Here is a 24,899-nt window from a genome sequence, read left to right on the forward strand (position 1 = left end):
TGTCTCGTTCTTGAATGGTTTCAAAGAGCTTGTGGTGATTGTTCGTCTAACAGAGCTTGCACGCGCTTTTGAATCCTCCGCATTTGTGGAGTGTAATCTAATGCTGTTTCATCAATCTTAAGAGCCAAGTTTTAGACGCTCTGTTGCTTCCATGGTAATGGCTAAGTTTCAAAAAAGGCACTGTGAATTGTGTATGGGGGATGTGTGGTTATAAGCAGGGGGCTTTTAGTTTATTGAGTGGAATGTGAAGCCGGCTTGCGTCTTATCTAGGTTTGAAAGGATGTCGTAAAGTGTCTCGTTCTTGAATGGTTTCAAAGAGCTTGTGGTGATTGTTCGTCTAACAGAGCTTGCACGCGCTTTTGAATCCTGCGCATTTGTGGATAGTAATCTAATGCTGTTTCATAAGCTTTAAGAGCAAGTTTCGGACGCTCTGTCGCTTCCATGGCAACGCCAAGTTCAAAAAAGGCACTATAATTGCGCGGCTCAAGCTCAAGAGCATGGTTGAGATCAAGCAGGGCAAGTTTGAAATCGTTCAGTTGAATGTGAATCCAAGCGCGTCTTATCCAAGCTTCAGCGTGAGTAGGTAAAAGCGCAAGAACATTATCAATATAATCAAGCGCAAGTCCATAATCGTCGCTGTTAAGTGCATTTTCAGCCCATGACATCAAAAGATCAATCGTCTCACTCCCCGATTGGGACCACAAATGTTGAAGTTGTTGACTGATCTTCTTCGCGTTAGCAACATCCGCACAATATTTCAATTCTTTGAGTAAACGTGAAATTTCTGCTTCTTTGCGTTGCTTAATTCTATCAACATGGGAAAGCTGCTCTTTGTCAAGATCTTCAAGAATAACCGCCGAGGAATCAGAATCGGAGGGCGTTGAGGAAGGGGGAGAAGAATTGGGAATAAGATCTTCTAACGGTAAAAGCGATTGTGGAGAAGGTCGATCTTCAGGAAGAGAAGGAGGATTTTGCCCATAACAGGAAGAAATAAAACAAAAAATGCCAACAAAAGAAAGCAAAAAAATGCGCTGGAAAATACAGAAAAAAACCAGCTGAAAAAAACAAAAAGCTTTTAAAAAAATAGAAAAATCCATAAAAACAAGCCCTCAAAAGATAAATTACCACACATTATCAAACAATGGACTTGCAACCCCAAAAAATCTCAAGAAAAAATCTTTCATGCCTACAATTAAGGTAGGCATAAAAACATTAGCTCTGAAAGAATTAGCCCTGACGTGCTCTAAAACGCGGGTTCGTTTTATTGAGGATATAAATACGACCTTTACGACGCACCAAACGATTGTTACGGTGGCGCTCCTTTAGTGCTTTAAGCGAATTTTTAATTTTCATCATATTCACCGTTTAAACAGTTTACTTAACACAATACTATAATACAATATTAAAATACGAAAACACAATATTACAACCCCAATAGACTGCTTACTCTATGAGCATTGCATTACGATATCGTACTTGCATCATAATATCACACGATACACTTTTTCACTGTGATCACAAAAAGAAAAGCGCACTCTTAAAGTACGCATTAAAACACTTTATCAGCACAATGAATAAGTGAAAATTGCAAAAAAGTAAGGGAAATCTAACAAGAAGTCTTATTCTTGTCAAGGGTATATTACAAATTCCTTAGGGTGTGTTAATGGTTTCTTTGAAGGTAAAAAATATTGAGTAAAAAGCAAAATGAAGTACTAAAAGTGGAAATAAGATAAAAACCTCTCGGCTTTGAACAAATAAGCCCTGTCAGGGGTGGGATGTTGAAGGGGGTGGTTTGTCTTTGAGGAGGGGCGAGGTTGTTCTTCTTAAAATGCAGGGCTTGTTGTGTCTCGTGAAGCTCTGTCAGGCGCGTGTGCCGGCTGAAATGCTTGAAGTAGGGGAAATCGAGGGAGGGAGCCGTTGGAATTGTTCCTTGTATTTGCTATACGCATATAATATTATGCCTATAGTTTCAAATGCTCCCTTACGAAAAGTCTCATACCCCCAATATGCTCCCTCAATAACTGGTAATCACATTAAATACGTCTAGAAATATGAAAATAAGAATTATGGTATTCTTAATACCACGTTTTTCACGATTTTTTTATTTATTAATTCCTTTATTACATTTTTGATTTGCTAAGTTTAGTCCTGTAAGCGCTTTACGGTACAGTTTTCGATATTTAATAGTAGAATAAACCAACCAAACGGATAATGTTATTATTGCACAACCGACAATGATCCCTAAAATGCGCCCTAATATTATAGCTTCAATCATTTTTCTCTCCTTATTATATTTTGATTAGCAACCGTTTCGTCTAGTTGTTTCATTACTTTTTTCAGTTTCTTCTTTACTATGATCCGTAGCACCAAAGAGATTGGTATCGAACCATACAGAATTAATCCGCATATCAGCCCGATTAAACTTGCAGTATCCATTTGAGGTTTATCTGCATGGCCTAATATTGAGAGGAAAATGTATAAACAAATGCTTATAAAGATTATGAATATAAATTCTCCCAGTGAAACAACACCAGCCTTTATTGTTTCCTTAACTTCTTTTTGGATATCAAGGACTAAATCCCATTGAGGATATCTATCATTTTGTTCTTTTGACGATGCATTTGATAAGTTTGTTTTTGGCATGTTGATATTCGTTTGTTTCTTGAATGTTTTGTCTTTTGATAAAGTGAATAACTCAGTTTCTCAGATATGAGATGAAAAGAAGATTTCTGTACTTGTTATAATATAATACGAATGACCTGCTACCTCTGTAGCGTATCGTCCCTTTTATTATTATGAAACATGTACAATTAATATGAAGTGTTCATATTGGCTAGAATTTACTTAAGAGAAGCTTGATTGTTGGCAGATCGGCACAGGAATCTTCGTCCTTGAGCGCTGTTAGGCGCGCAAATTTGAATAATGTAACTTGATAGGGGAAAGAACGAAGGCGATAGACATAACGAAGGTGACAAATATTACAAATGTTTAAAGTGAGTGATATTTTAAACGGCTGGTGTTTTTGAGCGTAAGATAAATTTACGGTTTTCTTTCAGTGTGGAGTGTATTTACATCTGCTCTTTTAAGCTTTATCGCGAAATGAAACAAGGAGAGACGCTTCAAGCCCTAGAAAATACGATACAGGTAATATCGCCTTGTGAGAGGAAATTTCTGTGATGGATAAGCTTAGTACTGTAACTATATCTTTGACGTGGAGGTCAGGAGTGGTGCGGGGTGCGCGCTTGGCACTTTTGTGAAAAAATGAACACAAGAAGGGAGACTAGAGGCAATGAGAACGCATTGTTAGAGTGCTCTCTATAGGTGCAAGAGGAAAGTTTATCCCCTAAAGTTGGAATTAAAAGGCCTAAAGATTGGAATTAAAAGGGAAGTGAAGAGGACGACTTTATAGTATGGGGAAATATTTATGCTGTGCAAGATATCCGTTGAGGGGAAGTTGGGGGGTGGTGAATTACTTTTAGTTGTGGGGAGATGTTTTTGAGAAAAGGAAGAGGAGCTGTTGGATTGTTGATTGGTGTGGTTTTTGTGTCTTTGAGGGGGCATGGAAGAGAAGGAGCTTGTAGGAGGGCTTCACGCCTTTTCAGGGGCGAATTAAAAGGTGAGGGGCGCTTTGAGCCGCTGGATATCGGTGGAGTGGAGAAGTTGTTTTTTCAGTTCATTTGGGGAAAAAGTATTTGTATATATGTGGGCTTAAGATTTGTTGGCTGGTCCCAGTAATTGGATGATATGCCCCATTTTGCGGTGGGGATGGGAAGAGCTTTTGCCATATAAATGGATTGATGTGCGCTCTTGTGTGAGAAAATATTTTAAAGTGCTGAGATTGTTCCCAAGGAGATTTGTCATTTGGCAATCGCTATGGCGGTAGGTGCTGCCCAAAGGAAGTCCGCAAATAGCACGGATATGTTGTTCAAATTGTGAAGTTATGCACGCCTTTTGTGTCCAATGACCAGAATTATGCACACGCGGCGCTAATTCATTCACTAACAGATTACCATCCATTAAGACAAAAAATTCAATGCAAAGAACACCAACATAATTGAGGGCATCCATAACTGTTAAGCTGATTTCTTGTGCTGCTTTTTGCACCTCAGGTGGAATATGTGATGGAACAAAGGACTTATGAAGAATACCATTTTTGTGTTGATTTTCAGGGCAATCATAAAAAATATGTTCCCCTTGTTTTGTACGTGCCGAAAGAACCGAAATTTCCGATAAAAAAGGAACTATTTCTTCCAAAATACAAGGCTGTTCCTGAAAAGTCCTTAAGGCTTCGTCAAGGGTTTGTTCATCTGGGTGATCAAGCTTGATCTGGTTTTTTCCGTCATAACCAAAACGACGCGTCTTTAAAAGACCACGTCCGCCCAATGCATTAAGACCGGAAAGAAGAGAAGAAGAATTGTCAACAGCATGCCATGACGCGGTGCCAATTCCTTGATTATGCAAAAATTGTTTCTCAAAAAGTCGATCTTGCGTGATCTCTAAAGCTTTCGAAGAGGGATAAACAGGCTTGCTCTTTTCTACATATTGAACCGTTTGAAGCGAAAGATTTTCAAATTCATAACTGACAACATCACACTGAGAAATAAAATGATCTAAGGCTGATATATCATCATAGGAGGAAACAATATGATTGTTTGCGGTTTGAGCCGCTGGGCAATCTGCTTCAGGGCAAAAAATAACGGTTCGAAATCCTAATTCTGCTGCCGCTATGGCTAACATACGTGCCAATTGTCCGCCACCAATTAAACCAATAACGCTTCCTGGAGGTAACATGTTGGATGAGGTAGTGTTGGCTGAGGAGGTGTTGGCTGAGGAGGTGTTGGCTGAGGAGGTGTTGGCTGAGAGGGGCGTGTTGGATGAGAGGGGCATGTTGGATGAGGGGGTGATGTTGGATGAGAGGGGCGTGTTGGATGAGGGGGTGATGTTGGATGAGAGGGGCGTGTTGGATGAGGGGGTAGTGTTGGATGAGGGGGTGATGTTGGATGAGGGGGTAGTGTTGGAGAACGCTGCCATTTTAAACCTCTGTTACCGGCGTTTGTGCGACATTGGCTGTTTGTTGTTGACGCCAATCTTGTAATCGTTGTGCGAGATCATGGTCATAAACGGCCATAACGGCTGCGGCTAAAAGAGCTGCATTAATTGCGCCTGCTTTACCAATGGCTAATGTGCCAACGGGTATTCCTGCTGGCATTTGCACGATTGAAAGTAAGGAATCTTGACCCGAAAGAGAGTGTGAGTGCACTGGAACGCCAAAAACAGGAAGGGGAGTGAGTGCTGCTAACATGCCAGGAAGATGGGCTGCTCCCCCTGCACCGGCAATTAAGATTTTAAATCCTGCTTCTTTTGCTTCTTTTGCAAATTGATAAAGGCGTTCAGGAGTTCGGTGTGCTGAGACAATATGCGAACTATGAGAAATACCAAGATTCGTCAAAATATCTGCACTATGGCACATCGTTTGCCAATCCGATTGGCTCCCCATTAAAATCGCGACATCACATGATTTTTTTGTCATTCTCCATCCTTTTCAAATGTTCAATGCGATTCTTTCTCATCATTTTTTAAGAGTTTTATATTCTTTTTGCAAAGCCAATTGATGATAGAAAATAGTTATTTTTCAAATAAGATTGAAAGATAAAAATTTAAAGAGGATACAAGAGATGAAAAATGAGAATATTAAGACGCATAAAGCACTGTTCTTTAAGATGCGGTGTTCAACATGTTGAACCGTGAAGCCGTTAGGTTGCCGGATTGTCATTTTGTCATTTCCTCAGGAAAGAGGGAAAATACATCGCCAGAAAGCTATTGATGGTAAGGTTTTCAAAAAATATTCTCATTTTTTATTTGCTAAAATAAGTACTGTTTCCATATTATGTAATGTGTCGTGCAATTTAAAATATTGTTTATGATGAAAAAGAGATTTTTATGGCAAAAGTGTGTTACGAATAAGTATATTCTTTTGAGAAAAAAGAGAGATCTTTTTCTCTCAATTTCAAAGGCTGATTATTTTGCTGTTTAGGTAATTCTTTTATGGGGGAAAATATGCTCTATCGTTGCTGATGTAAGGGAAACCAATAAGCAACGCTTTGGCTGAGAGGTGTTTTTAGGGGATTATATATTTTATCATTTCTTCATAAAAGTATTATGACAATGAAAGTGAATGATGAATTGTGAATAATAAATTCATTGTCTCTTTTTTGCCCAATTTTGTAATATGGTGAATACTCAGCAATAAGAGTTAAACCCTCAATGTTAAGAAAGGAGATTTAAAAGCTATGTTTTTTCCGTTTTTAATCGCTCTAGGTACTGCAGTAACTACTGTATATGGCAAAAAAAATATAAGTTATGTGTTGTGGGCCATTTTATTCGTTGTCATTCTTCTCACTTTTAATCATCACGCAACTTCTACTTTAAATCTATCTTTTTGAGAGAATAGCCATGGAACATGTTGAACAAAAAAATCCTCATTTCGTTATATTTATGAATACGCTAGGACTCATCGGATTATCCGTTGTTTTGGTGGTGGCCTTTTATTATCAATTGGTAAAGTTTGAGTTGCCTTGTCCCCTTTGTTTGCTGCAGCGCGTTGGATTGATGCTTGCAGGATGCGGGTTCTTGCTCAATATTCACCATAAGGTGAAAAATACCCATTATGGCATGGTTATCCTCGGTTGTATGGTAACCAGTATCATTGCGGCACGGCAGGTGTTTTTGCATATTACACCAGATGATTTGGGATATGGTTCAACGTTCTTTGGATTACATTTTTATACTTGGGCTTTTATTATTTCTGTTCTTTGTATCTTTGCTGTATCGTTCGTCATGATTTTAAGTGAATTGGCGCACAAGTTTAAAGAATTTTCTCCTTTTCCAATATTGAGTAAAACAGCAAGTTTCTTATTTGTATTTTTAATTGCGGCAAATTTGATTTCTACTATACTGGAATGTGGTGGGGGACAATGCGCTGATGATCCTGTAAGGTATGAATTGTTATCAAATTGGTTCTCTTCAGAGTCTTGAAATTTTTAAATAATCTCTCATCGTAATTTTATTGTTTAAAGAAGCGGAAATGTTCAAAAGTCCGCTTCTTTTTTGTCCTATTATGCCGTAAAACAGTGTTGTTTAGAGCGGTGATATAAGACATAATAAGCTTTACATTAAGTGTTTTTAGATATCGTGATCAGGTCTTCAGGGTAGGGCTTTGTCTATCGCGCCTATGAAGTGAACCGCCTCTACCCCCCTCGTCTCTGTGTGTGGTCAGCAATAGAAACCCGCCGACAGAAGCTGGACTGTTGACGGACCAGTGACTGGTAGAAATCTCCTTCCTTTGAAGTGTGGGGAGGGGGAAATGGAAAGACATTGCATCAATATTTTAGATAATCAAAAACGATCTTTTATGGAGACGCTGGACTTTATAAGCGTTTGCATTTGATCTTTTTTAAGTAAGATTTTCTTATTGGGTTTTGTTAAGATGCATCAGTATAGCAGTGTTGAAAGGGTTGATCTTGGATGCTGTCGAGCAGCCAACTTGTACACAAGTCATGGAGCTTTATTTTTTAGGGGAGAATTAACTATAAAATTTTTTTTTCTTGATTTTTTTTTACATTATATTAAATAGATCTTTGTATTCATTTTGGTGCTTCTGAAGTATTTTTAGTGCTTTTAGAGGTGAGATTTTGAAAGTTATTTGAATAATTTTCTATAAAGGTTTGTTTTTAGAGACAAACCTTTTTTTTTATTTCATTTTTAGATGTTTCCTTTCAATTTCAGTGTGAAGCTTTTGTTTTAGAAACAAGCATTTGGATGATTCTTCTTCTTACGTTTTGCTGATGATTCTTTCTTAAAAAAACATTGACTTATACGGACAATTTATCGTTGTGAATGTTGAGTGAGACAATCGAAGAAGTTTTTCGATTGCAGACTTTTTTAGAGTGAAGCGATAAAATATACTCTTGTATGCCATAAAAAAATTACCGCATGTGGATAAAAGTTCTTTAAAGAGTCGTAAAACGCTTCTTATGGTCCCTCTTAAGAGCTAAAATTTGTTAAAATTTTATGCTGGTCAATAAAATAACAGGGTGGTTTGTATCTATAATTTAAGTGAAAATACTGGTGTTCGAGATTTTAAAGATGGTTGTTTAAAACGTCGTCATCGAATGAATTTTGTACAGATTTTCTGATTTCTGTAAAAGCGTAAAAACGTGGAACCGTGAAAAAGGAAGCTGCGATTTTATGCGTGGTGTATGCTTTTGTCATAGTATGGAATGGGGTGAGAAGGTTGGGGGGCGTGGATGAAGAGTTTATTAAGGGGGGAAATTGGGATGAAGAGGCGGCGTGTGGATGGGAGTATTTGAGAAATGGGGGGGAGAACAATATAAATGGAGAGTGGCTTAGATAAAATGTATTGGGAGAGGAAATATAAAAAATGGGGGCAGAATGGAAGAGGTGCGTCAAGGATAGAAGTGAGGGGGTGGAGCATGTTGTGAATGGGTGTGTAAGAATGGAGGATGAAGAGAGAGGGGAGAAGAGTTTGCGGATGGAATGGAAAGCCCGAGATGAAGAGGAGGGAAGGCGTTGGCTCGAGAAGAGAGGGAATGGAGGAGAGTATGAACAGGTTAGGATGGTGTGTCCAAGAGGTGGTGGTGGGATGAAGATGACGTGAGGAGGTAGGATTTGCTTATCGTGCCTGATGAAACAGCGTTGTTTGGAGGAGGGATGATCTGAAGTTTGTAAGGGGGCTGGGTAAAAAGCTGGGGTGTAGAGCGTTGTTGATAGAGCAGCGTGGAGGGGTGGGCGTTTCATTGGGCTTTGTTCTGTAAAGGCGTAAAGGCGTAAAAATGTGGAACCGTGAAAAAGGAAGCTGCGGTTTTATGCGTGGTGTATGCTTTTGTCATGGCATGGAATGGGGTGAGAAAATTGGAGTGTGTGGAGGAAGAGTTTATTAAGGGGGAAATTGGGATGAAAAGTCCGTGCGTTGATGGGAGAGGAAAGGGGGGAATGGAGGATGGAGAGAGAGGGGAGAAGGTTGGGGGGCGTGGGTGAAGAGTTTGGGAATGGAGAAGTTGGGATGAAGAGGCGGCGTGTGGATGGGAGTGTGTGAGAAGTGGGGGGAGAACAATATAAATGGAGAGTGACTTAGATAAAGTGTATTGGGATAGGAAATATAAAAAATGGGTGCAGGATGGAAGGGGTGCATAAAGGATAGCGTGAGGGGGGTGGAGCATGTTGTGAATGGGTGTGTAAAGAATGGAGGATGTTTTGAGAAAAGGAGAGAAGGTTCTTATCGGGTATGGAGGAGGTGCTTTTATCTGCTTGAGCGGACAATCTTTCGGTTGTGGAAGGCGAAGGAGAGAGAACGTTGGAGGGCTCTTGGATTGCTTTTAAGTCGTGGAGGATGTTTAGAGGCATTAGAAAAAAGGTTGATGGAGGTGAGGATTGAGCGGAATTTCTCGTTACTCTATACACGATTATTATAAAAATTGGAGAAAAGTGGCGGGTAAAATTTGAGAGGATAAAGTTTTGTTTTTCCAAAGTGTGGCGTGACGTTTTTGGGGAATGTGAAAGAAAAACCTTTTCCTTCTTGTTGAATTTTTATTCACAAACTTAAGAAAATAGGGTATGAACGCTGGAAAATAACGCGCAGCTTAACAAAATATGCGCACTGTAAAGGAAATGATTGTTTATGTCAAAAGAAGAAGTTTTAGAATTTTCTGGTATCGTTACTGAACTCTTACCTAATGCGATGTTTCGTGTAAAACTGGAAAATGATCATGAAATTATTGCTCATACCGCTGGAAGAATGCGAAAAAATCGTATTCGGGTGTTAGTGGGGGATAAAATCATGGTGGAAATGACACCTTATGATTTGACAAAAGGACGCATTACGTACCGTTATAAGTAGCCTAATGGACGGCTTGCGCTTTTTTGTAAAAGTCATAATATTATTTTTATATTTTTTAACATCTCTTTGAAGTTGCTTTTTATGCGTGAAAAAGGTGAGTGTTTAAAGGACATTGAAAAATTGTAAAATCAATGCGGAAAAAGGATAAGGAGATCCATGGCGCTTAAAATGGGGTAAGAGCAAAGCCGATTGTGAAGGGGTGGAAATGAGAAATATAAGAGAGTGGGGGAAAAAACATTTGGCAGATACTCTTGCGCAAGAAATTCATTTGGTGCTTGCCTCCGCTTCGCCAAGGCGTTTAGCGCTCTTGGCGCAAATAGGGATTGATCCGCAGCAGGTTTATGCAAGCGATATTGATGAAACGCCAAAATTAAAAGAACATCCTGCAAACCTTGCTAAACGTTTGGCAAAAGAAAAAGCGCTGAAAGCCCAAAAAATTTCGCGCTGGTATAGTCAGAATGGTCAAGACGAATTGCAGAATGGTCAAGAAAAATTACATGGACAGAAAATGATTATCTTGGCGGCTGATACGGTGGTGGCTGTTGGGCGGACCATTCTCCCCAAACCGGAAGGCGAGGATGAGGCTTATGAATGTTTACGATACCTTTCTGGGCGTTCGCACAAGGTTTATGGCGCTATTTGTGCCTTGAATGAACGTGGAAAAATAACCGTAAAATTGGTTGAAAGTCGTGTTCGTTTTAGACGCTTAACCTCTGCCGTGATGAAGGCTTACCTTGCTTCAGGAGAATGGCAAGGCAAAGCGGGTGGCTACGCTATCCAAGGCAAAGCAGGGGCTTTTGTTGTCCATATCACGGGTTCTTATTCTAATGTCGTGGGATTGCCTTTGGCTGAAACAGCCGATCTCTTGACCGCTTATCACTATCCACTTTTCTCCCACTGGGCTGAAGAAACGCATGAGAAAGATTGATCGGTCTGTAGAGCCAATGCAAGGTAAAAAGCAACAAAAAGAAAATATGAAAACAAATAGAAGCAAAATTAATGAAGAAGCCAATAACAAAGGTGTCCCAAAAACAAAAAGAGCCTAATTTACAAAAAGAGACCTCTCATCGCCCACCGCATCCTTGTCCTATTTGTGGTCAAATGTCTCAAAAATCTTCTTATCCTTTTTGTTCCACACGCTGTCGAGCCATTGATCTAAATCGGTGGCTTTCGGGTGCTTATATCTTACCACCTCCTCCACAAGTAAGTGATGAAGAAGAGTAAAGAAGAGGCATGTCTTTTGAGGAGCAAATGCTTAGAAAACTTTTTTGTGTGAAAGTTGAAGGGATGGGTGCCGTTTTGAGTAGAGGACATTTAGGCATTTGAAGGCATTGGCGTTAACTGTAGTTTTAAATATTTTCTTTTTAATTCTGTGTGAAAGCTGAAGGGATGGGCGCTGTTTGTTCTAGCGCGGAGAGGCTTGAGTGAGATATTTTTCGTGTGGCGTTGGAGAGAAGCTTTAGTTTGAGAAGAGAGGGGCTGCGGTTAAAGAAATATCTGAGCCTTTTGGTTTAGAGGATTGGGGAAAAGATTGAGTGGTGAGAAATAGGGAGCAGCTGAGGAGATAATGCTTAGTCTGGTTGTTTTGCTGCTGAGGGGGCACGAGAAGATTGGCTGTTTTGAGCAGAGGACATTTAGGCATTTGAAGGCATTGGCGTTAACTGTAGTTTTAAATATTTTCTTTTTAACTCTTCATAAATACCAACAAAAAACAGTAAATTGTCAGTCATATTAAATAAAAATTATCACTTGTTCAAATTGGATCTGTAATAAATACCTTTTTTGAGACAATTATCCTGAAAATCATAGAAGTAAAAAAATCTTCGTCAGTCACTTGAAAGAATGATATTTGTAATAATTAATTTTAGCTTTTCTATCGTATAACCTCAATTGCTCGGCGCCGTTTGATGACGTACAAGAAAATTTTCGGTGTTGTGAATGGCTGAAGAAAATGTGATGTTTCTCAAAAGATGGTCTACAGAGCCATTACCTTAGTTGCTTTCTGATTGCCGGTTTAGCGTCATTGATATAGACGCAGAGTGGGATCAGTCAACGATGGATGTTTTAATACATATATATCCAACACTTACCATTGGTGGTTTTGTTATCATTGATGATGATAAATGGCTCAGTTGCTGGAAGGTCGTTGATGCCTTTAGGGTGTGAGGGAAAATTGATAATCCAATCAGTATTGCTAACGAAAAGGAAGGGGGTGTTTTGGTGCAAAGAGATGGGGCAACAAAAAATCGCTTGTTTATGCTTTTATTGGGTAATGGCTTAGTGTCCTTTGGGGGGTGGATTGATTATATCGTGATTTTGACCGTATCTGTGTTTTACTGGAAAGCTGATCAATATGACGTCGCTTTGATTGGAGCGGCAACATTATTCCCTGGTATCGTTCTGTCTAAGCCAATTGGAATGGTGGTCAGTCACCGTTCTATGATCCATTGGTTGCGGGCGCCACTGTTGTTACGGGAACTCTGTACTGTCGTTTTATTAATGGCTACGAGTCTGCAAGGATTTATAGTATTGGCAGTCATTCGAGCAACATTCAATAGTATCGCTATTCCAGCAATTTCTGTTCTCAGTGCAAATTCTGTTCCTGAAAAAGAACGCAACCATTACTATTCTGTGCTTAACATGATCAATAGCGCAGCAAAGATGATCGGACCTGCTTTGGGAAGTGCTTTGTCTGTGCTTTTATCAGATACCTATACTTTATTATTTTCGGGATTTTTGACATTCCTAGGCTTTATCGTGTTTTGTTGTCTTGGTGCACAACCTGTCTCGTCACTCATGATAAAAAAAGCAATCCAAAGAACGTTGAACCATATCCTAAATCATCAGGTGTGAATAGCAAATACCATGAAATTACAGCAGAGACTTTATGGGACAACTTGGTATGCCTATGTGGGGGTGATGTTCATTTATTTTGCCATGGTCTTTATGGTGAATAATCAGTTGCCCGTTATTCTCAGTACAATGAAAATGAATAAACAGACTCTTGGAATGCTGGTATCTGCTTCAGCGATTGGTAATTTTCTCTATGGGTTTTGGCGTGTGAAAAAATCAAAGCATAAACCCCTTACAGGAAAAATATCTGAGTTGTTAATGCCAGCAATGTCAACAATGGTTTGTTTTGTCATGATCTCAGTGTGCTTTTTTTACTTTGATTTACTCCATATTGAGATTTTGTTGCTTTGTTTTTTCCTCATTGGAATGGTCAGTGCTCGCTTTTTCATATCTTCTAACATTTATCTGGTAACCAATTTCAATGAACAAATTGGGATCGCTTCCGGATGGGTACAGTCTGTACAAAATTTAGCGATGTTGGTGGCGCCCTTTGTTGGAGCGTTTGTTTTAGGTCACACTTCGGCTGGAAAATTGTTCCTTCTTTCTGGATGGATTGGATTATGCTGTTTATTGGCTATCAGGATATTGGTGAACCGTTTGTCGTCAGTTGTTTGTACTGAATGATTGGCTCGTTAATTCAGTTAAGTGTTTTAACTCATTTTTCCTAGCTTCAAGGAGTATGAAGGTAACGCAACATAAGGGTGAACCAGCCTTTTTAACGCTATAGCGTTAAATTTAAGCCGTTATGTGGGGGGAATAAGATTCTGGGAGTTTTTGTTATGTTTAAGTGCTTCTCAGCACTAAAAGCAAAAAGCTAACTATAATTCAGTACTTTTAGACTCCCGGAATACCAATGCGAGGGGGGCTCGCACTCAGTTGGGGAGGTAAACGTGCGAGATAAAAATCCGCATTCTCATGATATTTTTATAAGAAAAAAATTTATTATAGAAGAAATTTCATGGGAAATTCTCAAGAACAATTGGGGAAAAAATTAGGCGTAAGCTTCCAACAAATTCAAAAATATGAAAAAGGTATAAACCGCGTAGAGGTTGGACGTTTGCTGGAAATCGCCAATATATTCGATGTTCATATCTCCTTTTTATCCTATGCTATAAACACCGTTGTTTGAGGGCGGCGATATCAGGCATGGAAACTTTAGGTGGGATGGATTGATGACTGATGGGGCTTCTTTGCTTCAGTAAAGGTGGATGATGTGCAAAACGCACTGCTTTGCCATTTTTTTAGATGATGAGCGTTTTTCTGTTTTAGAATTTTTTGAAAAGCTTTTTTAAAGCAGTTCGTGTTGGTCGCATTTTTGTCGATGGATAATGGATAAGGTAGAGGCGCGTGATCACTTTAATATATTTCACTTACCTTATTATGCCATAAACACTGTTCGTTTGAGGAGAGGCTCTGAAGTTTGTAAGGGGGCTGGGTAAAAAGCTGGGGTGTAGAGCGTTGTTGATAGAGCTGCGTGGAGGGGTGGGCGTTTCATTGGGCTTTGTTCTGTAAAGGCGTAAAAATGTGGAACCGTGAGAAAGGAAGCTGCGGTTTTATGCGTGGTGTATGATTTTGTCATGGCATGGAATGGGGTGAGAAGGTTGGGGGGCGTGGATGAAGAGTTTATTAAGGGGGGAAATTGGGATGAAGAGGCGGCGTGTGGATGGGAGTATTTGAGAAATGGGGGGGAGAACAATATAAATGGAGAGTGGCTTAGATAAAATGTATTGGGAGAGGAAATATAAAAAATGGGGGCAGAATGGAAGAGGTGCGTCAAGGATAGAAGTGAGGGGGTGGAGCATGTTGTGAATGGGTGTGTAAGAATGGAGGATGAAGAGAGAGGGGAGAAGAGTTTGCGGATGGAATGGAAAGCCCGAGATGAAGAGGAGGGAAGGCGTTGGCTCGAGAAGAGAGGGAATGGAGGAGAGTATGAACAGGTTAGGATGGTGTGTCCAAGAGGTGGTGGTGGGATGAAGATGACGTGAGGAGGTAGGATTTGCTTATCGTGCCTGATGAAACAGCGTTGTTTGGAGGAGGGATGATCTGAAGCTTATACTTTAGGGTATTGGCTCTATTAGCGAATAATGTTGGTGCCTGCGTTTTTGCTTAATCAGAAATCAACCACAAAATTGCCTTCTGTTTTTTTGGTTTGAGCTCTCTAAAATTTTTCAAAAGGGTGTGTTCTTTTTCGCTATAGGTTTCTTGATCACGGTGTGGGGTATTTTCTTTTGTTGAGATATCTTCTTTTGTAGCAATGTCTGCATAAAAAAAGCTTATAGGAACTTCCAGTTTTTGGGCGATTTTGAGTAAACATCCTACGCTTACACGATTGAAGCCTTTTTCATACTTTTGGATTTGTTGGAAACTGACACCTAAATAGCTTCCTAATTCTTTTTGGGAAAGCCCTATTGAAATGCGTCTGTGGCGGATTCTTTTGCCTATCAAAATGTCGATAAAATGTGGATTTTTAGTTGGCACTTCAAGCCCCCCTCCGGTTGCGAGCGCCCTCGCATTGGTATTCCGGGAGTCAAAATACTGAGCTCTAGTCAGTTTTTTTGCTTTTAGTGCTTAAAGCACCTGGACATGGCAAAAACTCCCGGAATTCCGGGACACCCACAAGAGTGGGCTCATTTTACGCTAGAGCTTAGGGTTTTTGAATCCCTCTTGATCGCTGCGTAGACGATCAAAAAACATTTTTTAATTTGTAAAGTAATTTCAGAAGATTGGCAAGAGAAATGAAAATAATCTCAAAGACTATAAAATTGGGTACTTTTTAAAAAAGTGCGAAATATGGATTATAAATCGCGTCTTTTGCTTAATCAGAAATGTCGATAAAATTTGGATTTTTGGTTGGCACTTCAAGCCCCCCTCCGGTTGCGAGCGCCCTCGCATTGGTATTCCGGGAGGTTGAAAACACTGACTTGACTCGGCTTTTTGCTTTTAGTGCGGAAAAGCACCTGGACATAACAAAAACTCCCGGAATTCTAAGGATATTCGCAAAAGTGGGCTCAATTGTACGTTAGGGTTTAGGGCTTTTAGCTCCCTGTTGATCGCTGCGTGGACGATCAAAATTACACTTTAAGTGATAAAGTAATTTCAGAAGATTGGCAAGAAAATGAAAATATTTTTGGATCTCAAGAATTATCCTCTTATGCTGTGAAAAAATGCTTTTTGAGGTTGATATCAGGCATATCAATTTCCGTATCTAGGTATGTGCGCGTGTGTGTTGAATATTTTAGGGGTGGGCTTGTTTGTAGCGCCTTTTGAAGCACTCTCCTTTGAGGGGGCGTGATCTGAAGCTTATATTTTAGAGGGATTAACGAATAATGTTGGTGCCTGCGTTTTTGCTTAATCAGAAATCAACCACAAGATTGCCTTCTGTTTTTTTGGTTTGAGCTCTCTAAAATTTTTCAAAAGGGTGTGTTCTTTTTCGCTATAGGTTTCTTGATCACGGTGTGGGGTATTTTCTTTTGTTGAGATATCTTCTTTTGTAGCAATGTCTGCATAAAAAAAGCTTATAGGAACTTCCAGTTTTTGGGCGATTTTGAGTAAACATCCTACGCTTACACGATTGAAGCCTTTTTCATACTTTTGGATTTGTTGGAAACTGACACCTAAATAGCTTCCTAATTCTTTTTGGGAAAGCCCTATTGAAATGCGTCTGTGGCGGATTCTTTTACCTATCAAAATGTCGATAAAATGTGGATTTTTAGTTGGCACTTCAAGCCCCCCCTCCGGTTGCGAGCGCCCTCGCATTGGTATTCCGGGAGTCTGAAAACACTGACTTGACTCAGCTTTTTGCTTTTAGTGCTCATCGCACCTGGACATAGCAAAATCTCCCGGAATTCCGGGATACCCGCAAAGCGGGATAAATTCATGTGTCAAGTCTTCGGGTTTTCAGTTCCCTATTGGTCGTCGCGTATATGACCAAACTTACAGTATTTATTCATAAGGCAATTTCAGGAGATTGGCAAGAGAAATGAAAATAATCTCAAAGACTATAAAATTGGGTACTTTTTAAAAAAGTGCGAAATATGGATTATAAATCGCGCTTTTACCTATCAGAATGTCGATAAAATTTGGATTTTTAGTTGGCACTTCAAGCCCCCTTCCGGTTGCGAGCGCCCTCGCATTGGTATTCCGGGAGTCTAAAAGTACTGAATCCGAGTCAGTTTTTTTGCTTTTAGTGCGGAAACGCACCTGGACATAGCAAAAACTCCCGGAATCCCGGGATACCCACAAAAGTAGGCTCAATTGTACGCTAGGGTTTAGGGCTTGTCTTCCCTCTTGATCGCTGCGTGGACGATCAAAATTACACTTTAAGTGATAAAGTAATTTCAGAAGATTGGCAAGAAAAATGAAAAATTTTCTATTCTGTTATACCGTAAAACGGCGCTATTTGAAGGGGGAGTGAAGAGCTTGAATATTCATGATAGGGCTTTGATTTGTTGAGCCTGATGAAGTGCTGTCGTTTGAGGAGGGTAGTCTGAAGACTGTAAGGGGACTAGGCAAAAAGCTGGGTTCGTTTTCAGAACAGTGTTTACAGAGCGGTGCGGGGTGGTGATGTGGAAATTTTATTTGGCTGACTTCTGTAATAACGTAAAAGCGTGAAAACGTATATTCGTAAAATAATGCGGAGGATTTGTACTGTGTGTATGCTTTTACCATGGCGTGGAATGTGGTCAGAAAACTAGGGGACGCATTTGTGAATGGAGTGGGGAAAGCTGGGATGAAAAGGGGTCTTAAATGCATTTTCTGGAGAAGAGTATGTGGAGAATATTTGGAGGAAGGGCTTATTTGTCTTGTCTGATAACGCCTCTTTTGAGGGGTGGTGATAATTATATGAAGTGATCAGTAGTCCTTCCCTAGATAAGAAGCTGGATTGTTTACGGATCAGTGTTTATCGAGCGGTGCGGGGTGGTGAATTTTTCGTTGGCTGTTTTCTGTGAATGTGTAAAAACGTAAAAATGTGAATCTGTAAAAGTGAAGCGGAGGATTTATGGATTTATGTGTTGTGCGTGTTTTAGGGTCACGTTGGGCTTTTGTCTGGCATGGATGGGGTGAAAGGATTTGGGAGAACGAGCTTGTGAATCGAGGAGGGAAGCTGGGATGAAGAGTGCTGTAAGTTGTAAGTGTGTGATGGGAGAGAAAAAGTGGGGGGTGGAATGGAGAGAGTGCCTATGCACAAAGGGAGGGCGTGGATAAGAGGCGGGGGTAGTGCAAAGGGAGGGCGTGAAGTGATGGTGTGAGGGTGATAGAAGAGGGAGGTGAGGCTTTTATTAAAGAGTGTTGTAGTTTTGAGAGAGGATGAGAATGGAGAAAATACCCTGGAAAGTATGGTGATGAGGTGAGCTAATTTTGAGGTCACGTTGGGCTTTTGTCTGGCATGGATGGGGTGAAAGGATTTGGGAGAACGAGCTTGTGAATCGAGGAGGGAAGCTGGGATGAAGAGTGCTGTAAGTTGTAAGTGTGTGATGGGAGAGAAAAAGTGGGGGGTGGAATGGAGAGAGTGCCTATGCACAAAGGGAGGGCGTGGATAAGAGGCGGGGGTAGTGCAAAGGGAGGGCGTGAAGGGATGGTGTGAGGGTGATAGAAGAGGGAGGTGAGGCTTTTATTAAAGGGTGTGGGGCTTTGAGAGAAGGTGAAGGTGGAGAAAATACCCTGGAAAGTATGGTGATGAGGTGAGCTAAAGGGGACGATGGGATGAGAGCAGAGCTCGAAAAAATAACTGGGAAAGGGAGCCGTGGTGGGGAAATGAAAAAAACTCCCTCACCCCCATTTATTTTTAAAGGGGAGTGAGGGGCTTATCAAGAAGAAAAAAGTTAGTTTTTTTTCGTAATTTTCCAAGTTTTTCCATCAGACATATACATAATCTTTTGACCCTTGGTTATCTTTTGTGTGCCGTGAGTGGTGTGAAGTGTAGAACTGTAAGCCGCTAGATGATCTATAAAGATTGATTTCCACTTAAATGAATCAGGAGATGGCAAAAAGATATTGGGTGCCCAAGAACGATTTTTTGAACGAATAACGACAAGCTCTTTTTGTTTCAAAACGTTAGAAATTGTTTCTGCAGATAGATCTTTCCCATTGGAAATGGGTATTTCTGGTTTAGTAGTAGGCGAGGCTAAACCTCCAAAGTCGCTTATACTTGTCATGCAAAAGTTGGATGTACATGATGTTTGGATGAAGTCAGAATCTTGACACTTTCCTTGATTAGAAGCTTTCAGAATCGTTTCGTGTATCTTGTTTTGTTTTATGCCTTGAGGCTCAAAAAAAATCGAACTTTGCGGACTTAAATCATAACAGGAGGAGAGATGTCTCTTCCAACGAGAATGGTCTTCAACAAAACTTGAAGATTTACGGAATTGGCCAAATGTATTTGGTACTTCTATGGTCCCAATATCCACTTGTTTACCCGTTATAAAATCGACTACTGTCGCAGTAACTAGATTTCCATTTTTTTCAACATATAATTGATATCTGCGTCCCATCTCCCATGGAAACTTGATTTCACATCGTACTCCTGAACCTTCCTGAGTAAAATGCTTACATGTATTACCTTTCCATCCCGTTGCATTCCAGATAGAAAAATGAATGGTACGGCCGCTCCTGTTGAAAAAACCAATTTGTCCACTTTTTCCATTTTGGAATTCAAATTTATTTCCCCAGAAATAGATGGAGTTAGGCCCACCATCGTAATTTACTTGCTGGGTGAAAATAAATAGATCAAATGATGCATTTTTAAGCCATTCATGCTCTATTGCAATAACTTTGCCGGCAAAAATGGCATAGCTTGGTTTACTTATCAGAAGGAATAAAAGTATTAAAATAACCTTTTTTACAGTATGGTACATACTCAAATCCTCTATCTTAATAAAAATAGTGTAACTTTATAAGTATTAAATCATATATTCAATGATTTGTTAAGTAAAAATATAGAAAATACTTTAATGTTTACTCTAAACTATATGCTGTAAAGACTACTTTGTTTAAAGTGTTTTTGCATGCTCCTTTTCTGCTGTTCAAATTTAAGTTTTAATGGTGGAATTTAGGGGTGATGGTTTAAAAAGGGGAGTGATGATGGGGGGGTATGAGAAAAGTTGCGGTTTTTATTTAAAATGATAGCGTATTTTTTTTCTCCCTCTTGCTATGAGGCTTGTAGAAACCCATATTCTTTTTAGCACTATGGTTCTTCTTCTTGCTGCTTTTTTCGCGGTGTTTTTTAGAGGCTGGATAATCCTTTCTGGATGTTTCTTTTGTGGAATATTGGAGAGGTTAAAGTGTGGTGATGGCTTGAGATTTAAGGAAAAAAAATGAACTTGGAAAAATATAGCGAACGCGTGCAGGGTTTTTTACAATCAGCACAAAATAGCGCTCTTGCTTCTGATCATCAGCAATTTATGCCGGAGCATCTGTTGAAAGTGTTGTTAGATGATTCTCAAGGATTGGCAGCATCGCTTATCCAAAAAACAGGGGGTGATCTTACTCTTATTCAAAAGACGCTGAAAGAAGCTCTCGAGGCTTTGCCAAAAGTGCAGGGGGGAAATGGACAACTCTATCTCTCGCAGCCGGTGGCAAAAGTCTTCGCGCTCGCTGAGGAACTCGCGCAAAAAGCGGGTGATCAATTTGTGACTGTGGAGCGCATGTTGCAAGCGCTTATGATGGAAAAGTCCGCAAAAACAGCCGATATCTTGAAAAATGCAGGGGTGACCCCGCAAGCGCTTAATCAGGCAATTAATGCGCTGCGGAAAGGGAAAACAGCAACAAGCCGCCATGCCGAAGGACAATATGATGCCTTGCAAAAATATGCCCGGGATCTCACAAAAGATGCCCGTGAAGGAAAACTCGACCCTGTTATTGGACGGGAAGAAGAAATTCGACGGACCATTCAGGTGCTTTCACGGCGGACGAAAAATAATCCGGTGCTGATTGGTGAGCCTGGGGTGGGAAAAACCGCCATTGTGGAAGGGTTAGCTCTGCGCATTATCAATGGGGATGTGCCGGAAACTTTGCGTGATAAACAACTCTATGCGCTCGATATGGGCGCGCTTATTGCAGGCGCAAAATATCGTGGAGAATTCGAAGAACGCCTTAAAGCTGTCTTGGCTGAAGTGCAAGCCGAAAATGGACAAATTATCCTCTTTATTGATGAATTGCACAATCTCGTGGGAGCTGGAAAATCCGACGGTCCTATGGATGCTTCTAATTTGTTAAAGCCTGCTCTTGCACGTGGAGAACTCCATTGCGTAGGCGCTACAACCCTTGATGAATATCGAAAATATGTCGAAAAAGATGCTGCTTTGGCACGCCGCTTTCAACCTGTCTTTGTACCTGAACCCTCTTTGGAAGATACTATCTCTATCTTGCGCGGTATTAAGGAAAAATACGAACAACATCACAAAGTTCGTTTGGCTGATAGTGCTTTAATTGCAGCTGCAAAGCTTTCTTCACGCTATATTACGGATCGCTTCTTGCCGGATAAAGCGATTGATCTGATCGATGAAGCGGCTGCGCGGTTGCGTATGCAGGTCGATTCAAAGCCGGAAGAACTCGATGCCCTTGATCGGCGTATTTTACAGTTGAAAATCGAACGGGAAGCTTTGAAAACAGATGTCGAGCCAACAGCAAAAGAACGTTTGAAAAATGTGCAGGAAGAACTCAAAACATTGGAACAACAGTCCGCTGAGATGACAAGTGCTTGGCAGGCCGAAAAACAAAAATTAGGGCATGCTGCCGATTTGAAAAAACAACTCGAAGAAGCGCGCAATGCTTTGGCTATTGCTCAACGTGATGGTCAATTCCAACGCGCTGGAGAACTGGCTTATAGTGTTATCCCTGAACTCGAAAAACAATTGACTTTAGCTGAAAATGATGACCAACAAAATCATCTCGTCGAAGAAACGGTGACGGCTGAACATGTAGCACGCATCGTTTCACGCTGGACCGGAATTCCCGTAGATCGTATGCTGGAGGCAGAACGTGAGGCGCTCTTGCGGATGGAAGATGAAATTACAACCCGTGTCGTGGGGCAGGGAGAAGCTGTTCAAGCTGTTGCACGCGCTGTACGGCGTGCGCGTGCGGGGCTGCAAGATCCTAACCGTCCGCTGGGGTCTTTTATGTTTTTGGGACCTACGGGGGTGGGAAAAACCGAATTAACCAAAGCTCTGGCCGCTTTTCTCTTCCAAGACCCCAATGCCATGTTGCGTATTGATATGTCAGAATATATGGAAAAACATGCTGGGGCGAGGCTGATTGGGGCTCCTCCCGGATATGTCGGATATGAAGAAGGGGGAGTGCTGACCGAGGCTGTACGTAGAAGACCGTACCAGGTCATTCTGTTTGACGAAATTGAAAAAGCCCATCCTGATATCTTTAATCTCTTGTTGCAAGTGTTGGATGAAGGGCGCTTGACGGATAGCCAAGGCAGAACTGTCGACTTTCGTAACACTTTGTTGATTATGACCTCAAATCTTGGTGCTGAGTTCTTAACTGCTTTGCCTGAAGGTCAAACCGTTGATCAGGCAAAAAGTGAGGTCATGAATGTGGTGAAAGCCGCTTTCCGTCCGGAGTTTTTAAACCGTATCGATGAGATTATCCTTTTTCAGAGGCTGCAACGCAAGGATATGGAAGCTATCGTTGATATCCAGATACAACATTTGCAAAATTTGCTTAATGAACGCAACATAACTTTGCATATCAAACCAGAAGTACGACAATTCCTTGCTGATAAGGGCTATGATCCCCTTTATGGTGCGCGACCGCTTAAACGGATTATCCAAAAGGAAATTCAAGATCCTCTCGCAGAGAAAATTTTGTTTGGAGAAATTCACGACGAGACGGCGGTGACAATTGAAAAGCAAGGTGATCGGTTGGCGTTTTTACCCGAAACATAAATTTGGGAAAATTTACGGTATAAAGCGTAGTGATAACCTTATTATACCGTACGCCCTTTTGAGGAAGGGGGACTGATCTGCATGTGTGGTTGGTAAGGGGAGCTTGCTGCAAGCTATTAGGCTTGTTTTCAGCGCATTGTTTGCAAATCGGTGTGGGATGGTAGCGGTGCTGGGTGGGGTGCTTTGGTCTTTGGGAGGGAAATTGTTTTTAAGAACTGGACGTGGGATTGTCGACTGGTACTCGGCTGTGGTGATTTGATCTGCATGTGTGGTTGGTAAGGGGAGCTTGCTGCAAGCCATTAGGCTTGTTTTCAGCGCATTGTTTGCAAATCGGTGTGGGATAGCAGCGATGCTGGGTGGGGTGCTTTGGTCTTTGGGAGGGAAATTGTTTTTAAGAACTGGACGTGGGATTGTCGACTGGTACTCGGTATCTTAATATTTGTTTTATGTTGCTAAAGAAAACTGCCAAATACAGATCACTTTTACATAGGTAGACTGGCGGCTACAGTAATAATACAGATCTTGTTGGTGTCTTGAATATATTGTCACGTAATACTCACTAGAACGCTATGAGTATTCTTAAGCAGGACTTGTCTGTCACGTCTTTTGAAGTAAACCGTTATGAGTAGGAAGCCAAGAAGAAACCGCCCAAGAGAAGCCGAATTGTGCACAGAATGGTGTTGGGTAGACCCCCCATTTTTTGAGGTGTGAGGAGGTGGTCAAGTCCTTTTAATATATGTATTTTGTATGTTAAGTATAAACTTTGAAAGCCCTTAGAGATGGTGTCATTTTTTTACTCGTGAAAAATTGATTACTTATCGCTTGATTGCAAATCAATAGGTTGTTAATACTTTTATTTATAAGCAAAGTTGCTCTTACTTCTGGTGTAAGAGCTTCGTGAGAGAGAATGCGAGGGGAGTTAAGATGTCAAAATATTTATTACCGTTACCGCTTGTGTTGGTGGCGGGGTGTGCATCTATCAATAATTATTCATCAAGTTATGTTGTCCAAAATATTACGAAGGCAGATATAAAATTAATTGCTAACGATTTTGTTCACAATCTTAAAAAACCTTTGCCGCCCGCTAAAACAACACTTATTGTGACAAAAAGTCACACAGAAGACAACTTTACTCCTGTATTTATTAATCTGTTGCGACGGAATGGATATACCGTGATCTATACAGATCAACCAAAACAGCAAAACGGTGTAATTTTGACTTATAGAATAACGCGAATAGAGATAGGTATATTGTCTTTTGTTTCTTATGATTTAGATGGCGCAACACATTATTATATACGTACGTATAATAGATGATCCCCCCTTTGCCAGTGCGTCCAAAAAGCGTAGATCATCATGATGAGATGTTGGGGGAAACGGTGGGATTGAATTAATCTGTAAAAACTTACAGATGTAAAATTACATATGCAGTCAATAAGGATTATTTGTTCAGTTTATAATTTCAAAGTTATGGGGACAAAAGATATTATTTTTACTGCTCGCCATTTCTCATATTTTGTCGCAATCATAGAGTTTTTACCGTTTCTTTTATAGGAAATGACTTTCTGTCATGTGGTTTTGTATACTAATCTAAGGGTTAAATCTGATCGATAAAATTCCTATGGATTCTTTACAGAAATCTATTGTTGGAGATGCTGTTTGTTTTTATCAAATCGTTGTGTGGAGGGGGGACGTTTCATTTGGCTTTGTTCTGTAAAGACGTAAAAGCGTAAAAATGTGGAGCCGTGAAAAAGAAGTGCAAGTATCATTCGGTTCTTGTCGGAACTTTCGCTCTTTGAGGTGTGGGGAGATTAGGAAATTCTTATGAGAAGATTATCGCAATATTGGTAATATGCTGGTTCTGGCGTGCTTCTTTTATTTAAGTGTAAAGAAGCCAAAACAAGGGATGACCATTTATTGGCGAATTTCCCATTATTATATCATGAGTGATTATATAGTGAATACGCGCTTTCGTGAAATGGGGAAAGCTGTAAGAGATATTTTTACAACCGCGCAAATAGAAACACAATGATGTTTTTTTGGGGGCATTCTGTTTGCATAAGAGACAGAAATCTGATAAAAAATAACAAAAATATTAAAAGAAAAATATAAAAACTTGACAAGGTAAATCTAAAAAGGTATCATAATGATACAATCGGAATTGTATGTTTAAACCGGATAAAGTCCATAGGTAAGATGATCTGGTGAGAATGGGAGATCTGATTTCTCTGTTGTTT

At 40.4% G+C, this 24,899-nt stretch carries 30 protein-coding genes; 20 read left to right on the forward strand and 10 right to left on the reverse strand.

Annotated elements, in window-relative coordinates; genetic code table 11:
* Positions 1–311: 311 nt before the first annotated feature.
* The 4 genes from ACFIMQ_RS05660 to ACFIMQ_RS05675 form a co-directional block, all read right to left on the reverse strand.
* The gene (locus tag ACFIMQ_RS05660) at positions 312–1,097 is read right to left on the reverse strand and encodes a tetratricopeptide repeat protein (RefSeq protein ID WP_375615931.1); all 786 of its coding nucleotides are present in this window, start codon (positions 1,095–1,097) and stop codon (positions 312–314) included.
* A gap of 130 nt (positions 1,098–1,227) precedes the next feature.
* The gene (gene ykgO, locus ACFIMQ_RS05665; protein ID WP_013545486.1) at positions 1,228–1,353 is read right to left on the reverse strand and encodes a type B 50S ribosomal protein L36; all 126 of its coding nucleotides are present in this window, start codon (positions 1,351–1,353) and stop codon (positions 1,228–1,230) included.
* A 748-nt stretch (positions 1,354–2,101) separates the two neighbouring features.
* Positions 2,102–2,275, reverse strand: a complete 174-nt coding sequence (locus ACFIMQ_RS05670; RefSeq protein WP_375608173.1) for a hypothetical protein — start codon at positions 2,273–2,275, stop codon at positions 2,102–2,104.
* Entirely contained in the window at positions 2,272–2,643 is a 372-nt protein-coding gene (locus tag ACFIMQ_RS05675; RefSeq protein WP_375615932.1) for a hypothetical protein, read from the reverse strand. Before ACFIMQ_RS05675 ends, ACFIMQ_RS05670 begins: the two co-directional genes overlap by 4 nt.
* Positions 2,644–3,495: 852 nt before the next feature.
* Here ACFIMQ_RS05675 and ACFIMQ_RS05680 point away from each other — a divergent pair.
* Positions 3,496–3,735 (forward strand): hypothetical protein, encoded by a 240-nt coding sequence (locus ACFIMQ_RS05680; RefSeq protein ID WP_375703571.1) that lies wholly within the window; start codon positions 3,496–3,498, stop codon positions 3,733–3,735.
* On the opposite strand, the gene ACFIMQ_RS05685 is transcribed toward ACFIMQ_RS05680, so the two are convergent.
* Positions 3,709–4,791: a 5-(carboxyamino)imidazole ribonucleotide synthase gene (locus ACFIMQ_RS05685; RefSeq protein ID WP_375703572.1), complete on the reverse strand. Its 1,083-nt coding sequence runs from the start codon at positions 4,789–4,791 to the stop codon at positions 3,709–3,711. The two genes, ACFIMQ_RS05680 and ACFIMQ_RS05685, sit on opposite strands and share 27 nt — an antisense overlap.
* Positions 4,792–4,837: 46 nt before the next feature.
* On the opposite strand from ACFIMQ_RS05685, the gene ACFIMQ_RS05690 reads away from it, so the two are divergent.
* Entirely contained in the window at positions 4,838–5,095 is a 258-nt protein-coding gene (locus ACFIMQ_RS05690) for a hypothetical protein (RefSeq protein WP_375703573.1), read from the forward strand.
* On the opposite strand, the gene purE is transcribed toward ACFIMQ_RS05690, so the two are convergent.
* Complete coding sequence (gene purE, locus ACFIMQ_RS05695; RefSeq protein WP_375615935.1) at positions 5,033–5,530, reverse strand: 5-(carboxyamino)imidazole ribonucleotide mutase; 498 nt, start codon at positions 5,528–5,530, stop codon at positions 5,033–5,035. The two genes, ACFIMQ_RS05690 and purE, sit on opposite strands and share 63 nt — an antisense overlap.
* A 760-nt stretch (positions 5,531–6,290) precedes the next feature.
* Between purE and ACFIMQ_RS05700 the strand changes: the two genes are divergently transcribed.
* The 14 genes from ACFIMQ_RS05700 to ACFIMQ_RS05765 all read left to right on the forward strand — a co-directional run bounded on the left by ACFIMQ_RS05700 (position 6,291) and on the right by ACFIMQ_RS05765 (position 14,754).
* Complete coding sequence (locus tag ACFIMQ_RS05700) at positions 6,291–6,443, forward strand: DUF5993 family protein (RefSeq protein ID WP_166428907.1); 153 nt, start codon at positions 6,291–6,293, stop codon at positions 6,441–6,443.
* Positions 6,444–6,453: 10 nt separating this feature from the next.
* Positions 6,454–7,035 (forward strand): disulfide bond formation protein B, encoded by a 582-nt coding sequence (locus ACFIMQ_RS05705; protein WP_375608177.1) that lies wholly within the window; start codon positions 6,454–6,456, stop codon positions 7,033–7,035.
* Positions 7,036–8,224: 1,189 nt separating this feature from the next.
* Positions 8,225–8,413, forward strand: coding sequence for a hypothetical protein (locus ACFIMQ_RS05710; RefSeq protein WP_375703574.1), 189 nt, complete (start codon positions 8,225–8,227; stop codon positions 8,411–8,413).
* A gap of 84 nt (positions 8,414–8,497) precedes the next feature.
* The gene (locus tag ACFIMQ_RS05715) at positions 8,498–8,677 is read left to right on the forward strand and encodes a hypothetical protein (protein ID WP_375615936.1); all 180 of its coding nucleotides are present in this window, start codon (positions 8,498–8,500) and stop codon (positions 8,675–8,677) included.
* Positions 8,678–8,862: 185 nt separating this feature from the next.
* Positions 8,863–9,057 carry a hypothetical protein gene (locus ACFIMQ_RS05720; protein ID WP_375615938.1) on the forward strand — a complete coding sequence of 65 codons (195 nt, stop codon included), beginning with the start codon at positions 8,863–8,865 and terminating at the stop codon, positions 9,055–9,057.
* 640 nt (positions 9,058–9,697) lie between these two features.
* Positions 9,698–9,916 (forward strand): translation initiation factor IF-1, encoded by a 219-nt coding sequence (gene infA / locus ACFIMQ_RS05725; protein ID WP_007346335.1) that lies wholly within the window; start codon positions 9,698–9,700, stop codon positions 9,914–9,916.
* 205 nt (positions 9,917–10,121) lie between these two features.
* The gene (locus ACFIMQ_RS05730) at positions 10,122–10,844 is read left to right on the forward strand and encodes a Maf family nucleotide pyrophosphatase (protein WP_375615939.1); all 723 of its coding nucleotides are present in this window, start codon (positions 10,122–10,124) and stop codon (positions 10,842–10,844) included.
* Between the two features lie 71 nt (positions 10,845–10,915).
* The gene (yacG, locus tag ACFIMQ_RS05735; RefSeq protein ID WP_375703575.1) at positions 10,916–11,140 is read left to right on the forward strand and encodes a DNA gyrase inhibitor YacG; all 225 of its coding nucleotides are present in this window, start codon (positions 10,916–10,918) and stop codon (positions 11,138–11,140) included.
* 771 nt (positions 11,141–11,911) lie between these two features.
* The gene (locus ACFIMQ_RS05740; RefSeq protein ID WP_375615941.1) at positions 11,912–12,082 is read left to right on the forward strand and encodes a TylF/MycF/NovP-related O-methyltransferase; all 171 of its coding nucleotides are present in this window, start codon (positions 11,912–11,914) and stop codon (positions 12,080–12,082) included.
* Between the two features lie 54 nt (positions 12,083–12,136).
* Positions 12,137–12,769 (forward strand): MFS transporter, encoded by a 633-nt coding sequence (locus ACFIMQ_RS05745; protein ID WP_375703588.1) that lies wholly within the window; start codon positions 12,137–12,139, stop codon positions 12,767–12,769.
* 12 nt (positions 12,770–12,781) lie between these two features.
* Positions 12,782–13,393 (forward strand): hypothetical protein, encoded by a 612-nt coding sequence (locus ACFIMQ_RS05750; RefSeq protein WP_375615944.1) that lies wholly within the window; start codon positions 12,782–12,784, stop codon positions 13,391–13,393.
* Between the two features lie 334 nt (positions 13,394–13,727).
* Positions 13,728–13,898 carry a helix-turn-helix domain-containing protein gene (locus tag ACFIMQ_RS05755; protein ID WP_375615945.1) on the forward strand — a complete coding sequence of 57 codons (171 nt, stop codon included), beginning with the start codon at positions 13,728–13,730 and terminating at the stop codon, positions 13,896–13,898.
* Positions 13,899–14,301: 403 nt separating this feature from the next.
* Positions 14,302–14,490: a hypothetical protein gene (locus ACFIMQ_RS05760; RefSeq protein WP_375615946.1), complete on the forward strand. Its 189-nt coding sequence runs from the start codon at positions 14,302–14,304 to the stop codon at positions 14,488–14,490.
* A gap of 84 nt (positions 14,491–14,574) precedes the next feature.
* Positions 14,575–14,754: a hypothetical protein gene (locus tag ACFIMQ_RS05765; protein ID WP_375615936.1), complete on the forward strand. Its 180-nt coding sequence runs from the start codon at positions 14,575–14,577 to the stop codon at positions 14,752–14,754.
* 121 nt (positions 14,755–14,875) lie between these two features.
* Here ACFIMQ_RS05765 and ACFIMQ_RS05770 read toward each other — a convergent pair whose 3' ends face one another.
* The 4 genes from ACFIMQ_RS05770 to ACFIMQ_RS05785 all read right to left on the reverse strand — a co-directional run bounded on the left by ACFIMQ_RS05770 (position 14,876) and on the right by ACFIMQ_RS05785 (position 19,623).
* Positions 14,876–15,247 (reverse strand): helix-turn-helix domain-containing protein, encoded by a 372-nt coding sequence (locus ACFIMQ_RS05770; protein WP_375615947.1) that lies wholly within the window; start codon positions 15,245–15,247, stop codon positions 14,876–14,878.
* Positions 15,248–15,584: 337 nt separating this feature from the next.
* The gene (locus ACFIMQ_RS05775; RefSeq protein WP_375703576.1) at positions 15,585–15,734 is read right to left on the reverse strand and encodes a hypothetical protein; all 150 of its coding nucleotides are present in this window, start codon (positions 15,732–15,734) and stop codon (positions 15,585–15,587) included.
* 383 nt (positions 15,735–16,117) lie between these two features.
* On the reverse strand, positions 16,118–16,489 hold the full coding sequence (locus tag ACFIMQ_RS05780; protein WP_375615947.1) for a helix-turn-helix domain-containing protein: 372 nt from the start codon (positions 16,487–16,489) through the stop codon (positions 16,118–16,120).
* 2,102 nt (positions 16,490–18,591) lie between these two features.
* Positions 18,592–19,623: a DUF3472 domain-containing protein gene (locus tag ACFIMQ_RS05785; protein WP_375703577.1), complete on the reverse strand. Its 1,032-nt coding sequence runs from the start codon at positions 19,621–19,623 to the stop codon at positions 18,592–18,594.
* 459 nt (positions 19,624–20,082) lie between these two features.
* Here ACFIMQ_RS05785 and clpB point away from each other — a divergent pair, with 459 nt between their 5' ends.
* From clpB to ACFIMQ_RS05805, 4 genes are all read left to right on the forward strand, one after another.
* Positions 20,083–22,662 (forward strand): ATP-dependent chaperone ClpB, encoded by a 2,580-nt coding sequence (gene clpB / locus ACFIMQ_RS05790; protein ID WP_375703578.1) that lies wholly within the window; start codon positions 20,083–20,085, stop codon positions 22,660–22,662.
* Positions 22,663–22,747: 85 nt separating this feature from the next.
* On the forward strand, positions 22,748–22,921 hold the full coding sequence (locus ACFIMQ_RS05795; protein WP_375615949.1) for a hypothetical protein: 174 nt from the start codon (positions 22,748–22,750) through the stop codon (positions 22,919–22,921).
* A gap of 27 nt (positions 22,922–22,948) precedes the next feature.
* The gene (locus ACFIMQ_RS05800) at positions 22,949–23,098 is read left to right on the forward strand and encodes a hypothetical protein (protein ID WP_375703579.1); all 150 of its coding nucleotides are present in this window, start codon (positions 22,949–22,951) and stop codon (positions 23,096–23,098) included.
* A gap of 488 nt (positions 23,099–23,586) precedes the next feature.
* Positions 23,587–23,979, forward strand: a complete 393-nt coding sequence (locus ACFIMQ_RS05805; protein ID WP_375615950.1) for a hypothetical protein — start codon at positions 23,587–23,589, stop codon at positions 23,977–23,979.
* The last annotated feature ends 920 nt before the right edge of the window (positions 23,980–24,899 follow it).

The sequence above is a fragment of the Bartonella sp. AD13SXNS genome, from assembly GCF_042196465.1.
Taxonomy (GTDB): Bacteria; Pseudomonadota; Alphaproteobacteria; order Rhizobiales; family Rhizobiaceae; genus Bartonella.

Coding starts and splice junctions, on each gene's coding strand:
- ACFIMQ_RS05705 (WP_375608177.1), top strand. CDS start 6,454: ATGGAACATGTTGAACAAAAAAATCCTCATTTCGTTATATTTATGAAT.
- ACFIMQ_RS05755 (WP_375615945.1), top strand. CDS start 13,728: ATGGGAAATTCTCAAGAACAATTGGGGAAAAAATTAGGCGTAAGCTTC.
- ACFIMQ_RS05775 (WP_375703576.1), bottom strand. CDS start 15,734: ATGTCCAGGTGCTTTTCCGCACTAAAAGCAAAAAGCCGAGTCAAGTCA.
- ACFIMQ_RS05675 (WP_375615932.1), bottom strand. CDS start 2,643: ATGCCAAAAACAAACTTATCAAATGCATCGTCAAAAGAACAAAATGAT.
- ACFIMQ_RS05670 (WP_375608173.1), bottom strand. CDS start 2,275: ATGATTGAAGCTATAATATTAGGGCGCATTTTAGGGATCATTGTCGGT.
- ACFIMQ_RS05805 (WP_375615950.1), top strand. CDS start 23,587: ATGTCAAAATATTTATTACCGTTACCGCTTGTGTTGGTGGCGGGGTGT.
- ACFIMQ_RS05750 (WP_375615944.1), top strand. CDS start 12,782: ATGAAATTACAGCAGAGACTTTATGGGACAACTTGGTATGCCTATGTG.
- ACFIMQ_RS05685 (WP_375703572.1), bottom strand. CDS start 4,791: ATGTTACCTCCAGGAAGCGTTATTGGTTTAATTGGTGGCGGACAATTG.
- ACFIMQ_RS05785 (WP_375703577.1), bottom strand. CDS start 19,623: ATGTACCATACTGTAAAAAAGGTTATTTTAATACTTTTATTCCTTCTG.
- clpB (WP_375703578.1), top strand. CDS start 20,083: ATGAACTTGGAAAAATATAGCGAACGCGTGCAGGGTTTTTTACAATCA.
- yacG (WP_375703575.1), top strand. CDS start 10,916: ATGAAGAAGCCAATAACAAAGGTGTCCCAAAAACAAAAAGAGCCTAAT.
- infA (WP_007346335.1), top strand. CDS start 9,698: ATGTCAAAAGAAGAAGTTTTAGAATTTTCTGGTATCGTTACTGAACTC.
- purE (WP_375615935.1), bottom strand. CDS start 5,530: ATGACAAAAAAATCATGTGATGTCGCGATTTTAATGGGGAGCCAATCG.
- ACFIMQ_RS05660 (WP_375615931.1), bottom strand. CDS start 1,097: ATGGATTTTTCTATTTTTTTAAAAGCTTTTTGTTTTTTTCAGCTGGTT.
- ykgO (WP_013545486.1), bottom strand. CDS start 1,353: ATGAAAATTAAAAATTCGCTTAAAGCACTAAAGGAGCGCCACCGTAAC.
- ACFIMQ_RS05700 (WP_166428907.1), top strand. CDS start 6,291: ATGTTTTTTCCGTTTTTAATCGCTCTAGGTACTGCAGTAACTACTGTA.
- ACFIMQ_RS05730 (WP_375615939.1), top strand. CDS start 10,122: ATGAGAAATATAAGAGAGTGGGGGAAAAAACATTTGGCAGATACTCTT.